Source organism: Arenimonas sp., from assembly GCF_019459675.1.
GTDB lineage: Bacteria > Pseudomonadota > Gammaproteobacteria > Xanthomonadales > Xanthomonadaceae > Arenimonas.
This window is the reverse complement of sequence record NZ_JAIBFH010000257.1, coordinates 1-8,447: the sequence shown is the minus strand read 5'-3', so window position 1 is coordinate 8,447 and position 8,447 is coordinate 1. Positions and strand designations below refer to the sequence as shown.

The window sequence follows — 8,447 nt, the reverse complement described above, 5'->3', positions numbered from 1 at the left end:
GTGGCGGGGGGGGGGGGCGCGGGGGGCGGCGACTTTTGTGGCGGTGGGGTGTCGGCCGAAAGCGCGGCGGGCGGGCGCGGGCCGACGACGACCGCGCCGACGTTGGCGCGCTGGTCGCCCTCGGCGGAGGTCTTGGCCTCGGCATCGGCTGCGGCGTAGGGTTCCTGGAGCCGGGTTTCCTGGGGTTGGCGGGCGCAGCCGGCGGCGACGGCGAGGGCAAGGCAGCTGATCAGCAACTGACGCATGGGGTGGCTCCTGGTTGGGGTGGCCACACCTTCAACGTGCCGGTTCGAAGAACGGGGTTGATGGATCATGGCTGCAGCCTCCCGCGCAGCTTGTCCATGGCGTAGCGCAGGCGCGACTTGACCGTTTCGCGACCGACGCCGGTGATTTCGCCGATTTCCTCCAGGCTCAGCTCCTGTTCCAGTCGCAGCAGCACCACCTCGCGCTGGTCGTCGGGAAGATCCTCGAGCGCCCGCTGCAGGCGGCGGCGCTCCTCGAACGCCGACAGCGCGCGCTCGGGCGTTTCCGGGTCCGGCACGCGCTCGGCCAGTTCAGCGGCGTCGTCGGGCGCGCTGGGGCGGTGCTGTCTGGCGCGCCAGTGGTCGGTGACCCGGTTGTGGGCGATCTGGTACAGCCACGTGGAGAACTTGGCCTCGGGCCGGTAGCGGTCGCGGGCGGTGATCACCCGCTGCCAGGTGTCCTGGAAGAGCTCCTCGGCCAGCCCCTGGTCCCGCAGCTGCCGATGCAGGTGCCGGAACAACGGGCCGCGGTGGCGTGAATACAGGGCCTGGAACGCCGTCACGTCGCCGGCCCCGTAGGCCAGCAACTGTTCCTCGTCGGTGGGCTCCCCCTGCTTGCGATCAAGCCTACGGTCTTTCGCCACGGCGGTGAAGCCGGGGCCGGTCACGTCCCTGGACTCCGGTGTAAATTGACGCCATGCCCCGGACCTTCGAACCCATGCCCGTTGACGCCAGCCCCCGCGCGCTGCGCGCCGACGGCTGGCTGCGGCCCGGGCGGCACCTGGCGGTGGCCCTGGTGGTGCTGGCCTTGGGCCTGTACTTCAGTTTCAGCGCCGCCAGCCTCGCGCATCGTCGCGAAGTCAGCGAGCGCCAGCGCGAAGTGCAGGCGGAGCTGTCGGATTTCCGCGCCCGCTTCGAGCGCGACATCTATGCCAGCGAGGCGCTGGTGCGCGGCCTGGCCGTGCAGGTGGTGCTGCGCGAAGGCGGCCTGTCCAGCGAAGACTTCGAGGCCATCGCCGACGAGCTGCTGCGTGGCCAGTCGCACATCCTCAACCTGTCCCTGGCGCCGGGCTTCATCATCAGCGACATCTACCCCCGGCGCGGCAACGAGGCGGCCATCGGCCTGAACCTGCTGGAACACCCCGTCCAGAAGGACGCGATGCTGCGCGCCATCACCGAAGACGGCCCGGTGCTGGCCGGGCCCTACGACCTGGTGCAGGGCGGCAGCGCCCTGCTGGTGCGAATCCCGCTGTGGGTGGACGTGGAGGGCGTGCCGCGCTTCTGGGGTGCGGTAAGCATCGCGCTGGACTACGAACTCATGCTCGAGCGCGCCGGGCTGATGCGGCTGGAGCGTTCGCTTCGCTTCGACGTGGTGGGCCTGGATGCCACCGGGCCAGGTGGCGGCATCATCCGCGGCCCGCGCATCGCCGCCTCCGAACGACCGGTGAAGTTGCCCGTGTTCCTGCCCGGAGGCAGCTGGCTGATTTCGGCGGTGCCGGACGAAGGCTGGACCCGGCGCGAATGGTGGCAATCGCCGGGGTTCGTGTTCCGGGCGCTGCTGAGCCTGCTCGCCGCGCTTGCCACCGCACGCATCCTGCACGACCGCTCGCGCATCCGCCTGCTGGCCGGCATCGACGTGTTGACCAACCTGCCCAACCGGCGCTGGGCGCTGCAGCAGCTGGCCCGCCTGATCGCCCGCGGCGAGCGCGGCACGGGTCGCTTCGCGCTGATGTCGCTCGATCTCAACGGTTTCAAGCCGGTGAACGACACCCATGGCCATGCCACCGGCGACGCCCTGCTTGAACTGATCGGCCAGCGCCTGCTGGAGTCGGTGCGCCCGGGCGACCTCGTGGCGCGCATGGGCGGCGACGAGTTCGTGGTGATGTTGCCGGTGGACGACATTGCCGACGAAACGTGGCTGCTGGCCGCCGCGCGCCGGGTCCAGGCCGAGGTCGGCCGACCGATGCAGATCGACGGCCACCGGCTGCAGGTGGGTGTCAGCATCGGCGTGGCGCGTTTCCCCGAGGACGGCGACACCTCGCGGGTGCTGCTGCACAACGCCGACGAGGCCATGTACCGGGCCAAGCATTCCGGCGGCGAAGGCATTGCTTTCGCCACGACGCTGGCGGCGCCGTGATGCTGCCCGCGGCTCAGTCCTGGTCGTCCCCGACCCGCAGCCTCAGCGTGCCCTCGGCCAGGCGTGCGCGCAGCCAGGCGCCCTTGGCCGCATCGCCTGGCCCGCGCACCACGGCGCCGTCCGACTCGCGCTGGACGATCGCGTAGCCGCGCGCCAGCGTCGCCAGCGGGCTGATGCTCGACAGGGCGCGCGCCAGTCCCTGCAGCTGCATCCGATGCCGGGCAAGGGCCTGCGGCGGCGCCGCGCGTAGCCGCTGCCCGAGCATCTGCAGCCGATGGCGATGATCCTGCAGGCGCCGCCGCGGATGCGCCTGGTCCAGGCGCCTGAGCAGTTTGCCGGTACGCTCCGACGCGCCGGCCAGCGGCTGGGCCAGGGCGAGCTCGAGCCGCCTGCGCAGCGCGGCCAGCCGGCCGCGCCCCTGCTCGAGCCGCAGCTGCGGGCGCAGCGCCTGCAGCTTGAGGAAGGCCTGGTCGGCGCGCTGGGCGCGCGCGGCCTGCATGCGTGCCAGCAGGGCCTGCAGCTGGCGGTGGCGCTGGTGCAGCCGCGCCGCCAGTTCGCCGCGCTCGGGCACCAGCAGTTCGGCCGCCGCCGAGGGCGTCGGCGCGCGCAGGTCGGCGGCGAAGTCGGTCAGGCTGGAGTCGATTTCGTGGCCCACGGCCGACACCACCGGCACCGGCGAATTCGCCACCGCGCGCGCCAGGGCTTCGTCATTGAAGGCCCACAGGTCCTCCAGCGAACCGCCGCCGCGGGTCAGCAGCAGCACGTCGTAGCGACCGCTGGCGCCGGCCCGGCGCAGCATGTCCAGGATCTGCGCGGCCGCTCCGTCGCCCTGCACCGGCACCGGCAGCACGTCCACGGCCAGCAGGGGGAAGCGCCGCGCCAGGACGCTGAGCACATCGCGCACGGCCGCGCCACGCGGTGACGTGATTACGCCCAGGCGGCGCGGGAAGGCCGGCAGTGGCCGCTTGCGCGCCGCGTCGAACAGTCCCTCGGCGGCCAGCCTGGCCTTGAGCTGTTCGAACGCCCGGCGCAGGGCGCCTTCGCCGGCCTCTTCCATGTGGTCGAGCACCAGCTGGTAGTCGCCGCGCGCTTCGTAAAGGGTCAGCCGACCGCGGGCCAGCACCTGCAGGCCGTCGCGCGGCAGGAAGCGCAGCGCCTGGGCCTTGGGCTTGAACAGCGCGCAGCGCACCTGGGCGCGCTCGTCCTTGAGGGTGAAATAGGCGTGGCCCGACGCCGGCCGGGAGAAGTTGCTGATCTCGCCCTCGACCCAGACCTGGGCGAAGCTGCCCTCCAGCAGGTCGCGCGCCAGCGCGTTGAGCTGGCACGGGCGCAACACCTGGCGTTCACGGGCAAGCTGGGACATGGAAGAAGCCGGGGACGGCCCGACAGGATAGCGCGCCGCGTTTGCCCGGGGGGGTACGGCTGGCGTCTGCCCGGTCTAAACTGTGTGCGCCATGAGGACACAAGATGAGCGATAGCTACAGAAGGCTGGGCGAAGACCTTCCCGACCGCGTCGACGGCGCCGGGGTGTTCGTTGCCGACGCGCGCAAGGTCAAGGCTTGGGTGGCGGCACTGCCCAGGGCCAACGCGCAGGCGACGGAGCAGTCGCTGGCGCGGGCGCTGGAGAGCCTGGTCAGCCAGAAACTTTCCGGAACCCAGAGGCTGGGCGCGCTGGAGGAAATGCGCGCCGCCGTGATCGAGTCGGTGAACCTGCTCGAGAGCCAGTTCGCCTCCAACTCGCTGCCGCTGCCGCCGGAAAAGGCGAGGGCGGCCGCCGTGGCCGAAAACTTCCATCTGATGCTGGGGCACGGCTACCGTCGGGCGGCGCACGACATCTGCAGCCCCGCCGGCGCGGTTCCCTTCCTCAAGGGCGGCAGCGTGCTGCAGTCGCTGCAGCGCGCGGCCTGGCACTACTCGCGGGCGCTGGCGCTGGCCTGGCGCGTGTATCGCGCGCCCGGCGCGGGTGCGTGGCAGGGGCTGCACCGGGTGCACCGGTACGCCGCCGTGCTCAAGCTCGACCGCAAGCTGGTGGACGACAGTGCCGCCGGCGCCAGCCAGGACGTCAACACCATTTACGTGCAAACCCTGCTGCTGGCCGCCATAAATCCCTATGCCTTCGGCCAGTCCGAACAGGACGCCCTTTGGCCGATCACGCGGGGCTACGCAGCCCGCTGCGGCCTGAGCGAGCAGCCGCCCGACGGCCTGTCGCCCGTGGTGCCCGAAGATGCGGACCGCGGTCCGGGCCCCGGCGCCGGCGACGAATCCCATTCGCTCTGGCTCGATCTGCGCGCCTTCGCCAGTGACGTGGATCGCGCCATGCTCCGGGTGCGCGACGGCCAGTCCGAACTCAACCCCAGCCCGGGCGCCGCAGTGCGCGTCGGCAACGACCTGCTGATCCGCCTGCAGCGCGCCTTCGGCCAGATCGCCGCACGCGGCCTGGCCCGCCTGCCGGCCGGCCATCGGCTCGACACCGTGCTGGGCCTGAGCGGGCTGCATTATTTCCTGGCGGGCCAGCGCGACTTCGACACCTTCATGCGGCAGTCGGCGCAGGGCACGGTGCACGTGATCGCCGGCGCGGCCTGGACCCAGGGCGCCGCCGGCATGACCAAGGTGCCGCGCTTCACCGGCAAGGCGCTGGACCAGAGCCTGGGCGGCTACCGCATGGCCTGGGAAAGCGCCGAGCAGGCGCGCGCGCGCGTGGGTGAACTGGTCGGGCTGAACTTCGGCGACCAGGGCGACGACCAGGAGTGGATGGTCGGCGTGATGCGCTGGCTGCGCTACGAGGACGACGGTAGCCTGTCGGCCGGCGTCGAACTGCTGTCGCGGCGCGCCAGCCCGGTGGCGCTGCGCGTGGTCAGCGCCGACGGCGGCAGCCGCCAGCTCAGCCGCGCGGTGGAGATTTTCCCCATCGACGGTACCCGGGGCCGCTGCTTCATCTCCAACTCCAGCGTCGAGTCGGGCAGCCGCATTGAAGTGATCCATGACGTCAGCAGCCAGTTCCCCGAGATCGCGCCGCGCGCCCCCGACGTGCTGTCGGACGTGGAAGTGCTGCTGAACGCCGGCGACTACGTGCTTCTGGGCGAGCCCCAGGCCGTGGCCGAAGGGGAGGCCGCATGAGCGACGCCTCCGCCCAGCCGCGCCGCAGCACCCGCGCCGTGGCCGTGGACAAGGTGCTGATTGGCGGCGGCGCGCCGGTAGTGGTGCAGTCCATGACCAATACCGACACGGCCGACGTCGACGCCACCGTCAAACAGGTGGCCGCGCTTTGGCGCGCCGGCTCCGAGCTGGTGCGCGTCACGGTGAACAACCCCGAATCGGCTGCCGCCGTGCCGCGCATCCGCGAAAAGCTGGACATGATGTCGGTGCCGGTGCCGCTGGTGGGCGACTTCCACTACAACGGCCACCAGCTGCTGGCCGATGAACCGGCCTGCGCACGCGCCCTGGCCAAGTACCGCATCAACCCCGGCAACGTCGGCTTCGGCCGCAAGAAAGACCTGCAGTTCGGCGCGATCATCGAAACCGCGGTGCTTTACGGCAAGCCGGTGCGGATCGGCGTGAACTGGGGGTCGCTGGACCAGTCGCTGGCGGCGCGCCTGATGGATGAAAACGCGGCGCGGGCCCAGCCCTGGGATGCGGCGCGCGTGCTGCGCGAAGCCCTGGTGGTGTCGGCGCTGGAGTCGGCGGAAAAGGCCGTCGAAATCGGCCTGCCGCGCGACCGCATCATTCTTTCGGCCAAGGTCAGCGGTGTGCAGGAGCTGATTGCCGTCTACCGCGAGCTGGCCCTGCGCTCGGACTTCCCCCTGCACCTGGGGCTCACCGAAGCAGGCATGGGCAGCAAGGGCATGGTGGCCTCCAGCGCGGCGCTGGCGGTGCTGATGCAGGAAGGCATTGGCGACACCATCCGCATCTCGCTGACGCCCGAGCCCGGCGCGCCGCGCACCCTGGAAGTGGTGGTGGCGCAGGAACTCCTGCAGACCATGGGCCTGCGTGCGTTCACGCCCCTGGTGACCGCCTGCCCGGGCTGCGGGCGCACCACGTCGGAATTCTTCCAGGTGCTGGCCCAGCGCGTGCAGGAACACGTGCGCGGCCAGATGCCCGTGTGGAAGCTCAAGTACCCGGGCGTGGAAAACCTCTCGCTGGCGGTGATGGGCTGCGTGGTGAACGGGCCGGGTGAATCGCGCCATGCCGACATCGGCATTTCGCTGCCGGGTACCGGCGAGGCGCCTACGGCACCGGTGTTCATCGACGGCCAGAAGGCAATGACGCTGCGCGGCGACAACATCGCCGACGATTTCGTCAACGTCATCGACGACTACGTGGCCAAGCGCTACGGGGCACGCTCGCCCTGAGGCCAGCCGGCGCCTGCCCACCCGGCGGCGTTGGCGCGCCGCCGCGGCGGGGCTAGCCCTCGCCCTGCACCCAGACCCGGTTGCGGCCCGCTTCCTTGGCGCGATAAAGCGCCGCATCGGCCGCCTGCATCAGCGCGCCGCGCTCGGCGCGGGCGGGATCAAGGTCGGCGATGCCCACGCTGATGGTGATCTTGCGCGGTTCGCCGCCCAGCAGGAACTCGCTGGCCGCCACGGCTTCGCGCAGCCGCTCGGCGAACGCGCGTGCGGACGCCAGGTCCGACTCGGGCAGCAGTACGGCAAACTCTTCGCCGCCAATGCGTGCGGCGATGTCTTCGCCGCGTACGAACCCACGCACCACGGCCGCCAGCTGCCGCAGCACGCCGTCGCCGGCCACGTGGCCGAAGCTGTCGTTCACCGGCTTGAACAGATCCACGTCGATGATGCACATCACCAGCGGCCGGCCATGGCGGTGGGCGCGTGCGATCTCCTTGTCCACCAGCTCGATGAAGTGGCGACGGTTGTAGAGTTCGGTCAGCGCATCGTGGGTGGCCAGCTGGTACACCTCTTCGTGGTAGTGGGCCTCCACGCTGGAATGGCTGATGAACTTGAGGATCGATTCGCCCAGCGTCACGTGGTCGCCGTCGGCCAGCGTGGCTTCGGTGACCGGCTGTTCGTTCACCCGGGTTCGGTTGGTCGCGCCCAGGTCGCGGATGCGATAGGTGTCGTCCTGGCGCCAGATCTCGCAGTGCTGCCGGGACACCGATTTGTGGGGGATGTGCAGGTCTGCCTCCTGCGATCGGCCCACCACCACGGGCGTGGCGTCGATGTCGGCGCGCTTGCCCAGGCCCGCCCCGTGGATCACCACCCCGAACGCCGAACGCGGCCCGCTGCGCCGGGGGCCGCCGCTGAGCACGGTGAGCTGGTTGGTGATCGGGTCGGTGTCGCGCTGACTCATGGCGGAGCGGGCGGGCCGGTCTCGGGGTCGGTTTGAGTCTAGCCGATGCCGGGGCCGGTGGTCCCGGGGTCGGCAACAAGGCATGGACGCGAAGGGGCCGGCAGTTACAGAATCAGGCTTTCCCGACACCAAGGACGACCATGCGCCAGAACGCCCGCCTCATCCTCGTGCCGCTGCTGCTGGCTGGCAGCGTGCTGGCTTCCTCCACCGTCGCGGCCGACGCCTCCGTCAAGACCCGGCTGGATGCGCGCGGCGTCAAGTACGACGTGGACGCGGACGGAGACTACAAGGTCACGTATTCGTACAAGGACGAAAACCGCACGCAGCTGGTGTTCGTCTCTGGCAGCACCGAGTCGGTCGGCGGCTTCAAGGTGCGCGAAGTGTTCGCACCGGCGGCCAAGGACGGCATCACCGGTCCCCAGGCGATCGAACTGATGGCCGACAGCCGCAGCAACAAGCTGGGCAGCTGGGAACTGCAGGGTGACGTGCTGTACTTCGTCATCAAGCTGCCCGATTCGGTCAACGCGTCCGAGCTGGAGTCGGCGATGGACATCGCGGCGCAGACGGCCGACAACAAGGAAATCGAGCTTTCGGGTGACGAAGACGCGCTCTAGGCCTTCGCTGCAGCCCCGCCGCAGGCGGCCTGCCCGGGCGGCCTGCGTCAGCGGCCTTGGCCGCCGCGGGAAGCCAGCATGACCGCCCAGGACCAGGACGACCTGTCGCCAACCGAAGGCCTGCCCACGCGCTCGGGCAGCGTGGTCGCC

At 70.8% G+C, this 8,447-nt stretch carries 7 protein-coding genes and 1 pseudogene; 4 read left to right on the top strand and 4 right to left on the bottom strand.

Annotated features, from left to right (window positions below; translation table 11 throughout):
• Positions 1-245, bottom strand: a pseudogene (locus tag K0M70_RS08630) (hypothetical protein); the annotation flags it as partial.
• 65 nt (positions 246-310) lie between these two features.
• Positions 311-886, bottom strand: coding sequence for an RNA polymerase sigma factor (locus tag K0M70_RS08625; protein ID WP_290781394.1), 576 nt, complete (start codon positions 884-886; stop codon positions 311-313).
• A gap of 53 nt (positions 887-939) precedes the next feature.
• On the opposite strand from K0M70_RS08625, the gene K0M70_RS08620 reads away from it, so the two are divergent.
• On the top strand, positions 940-2,379 hold the full coding sequence (locus tag K0M70_RS08620; RefSeq protein WP_290781393.1) for a diguanylate cyclase: 1,440 nt from the start codon (positions 940-942) through the stop codon (positions 2,377-2,379).
• A 13-nt stretch (positions 2,380-2,392) separates the two neighbouring features.
• Here K0M70_RS08620 and xseA read toward each other — a convergent pair whose 3' ends face one another.
• Complete coding sequence (gene xseA, locus K0M70_RS08615) at positions 2,393-3,742, bottom strand: exodeoxyribonuclease VII large subunit (RefSeq protein ID WP_290781392.1); 1,350 nt, start codon at positions 3,740-3,742, stop codon at positions 2,393-2,395.
• Between the two features lie 104 nt (positions 3,743-3,846).
• Between xseA and K0M70_RS08610 the strand changes: the two genes are divergently transcribed.
• Entirely contained in the window at positions 3,847-5,496 is a 1,650-nt protein-coding gene (locus K0M70_RS08610; protein ID WP_290781391.1) for a hypothetical protein, read from the top strand.
• A complete protein-coding gene (ispG, locus tag K0M70_RS08605) occupies positions 5,493-6,728 on the top strand; it encodes a flavodoxin-dependent (E)-4-hydroxy-3-methylbut-2-enyl-diphosphate synthase (RefSeq protein ID WP_290781390.1) in 1,236 nt (411 codons plus the stop codon). Before K0M70_RS08610 ends, ispG begins: the two co-directional genes overlap by 4 nt.
• Positions 6,729-6,780: 52 nt before the next feature.
• Here the strand turns inward: ispG and K0M70_RS08600 are convergent, their stop codons facing one another.
• Positions 6,781-7,683 carry a GGDEF domain-containing protein gene (locus tag K0M70_RS08600; protein ID WP_290781389.1) on the bottom strand — a complete coding sequence of 301 codons (903 nt, stop codon included), beginning with the start codon at positions 7,681-7,683 and terminating at the stop codon, positions 6,781-6,783.
• A 140-nt stretch (positions 7,684-7,823) separates the two neighbouring features.
• Between K0M70_RS08600 and K0M70_RS08595 the strand changes: the two genes are divergently transcribed.
• Entirely contained in the window at positions 7,824-8,297 is a 474-nt protein-coding gene (locus tag K0M70_RS08595) for a hypothetical protein (RefSeq protein ID WP_290781388.1), read from the top strand.
• The last annotated feature ends 150 nt before the right edge of the window (positions 8,298-8,447 follow it).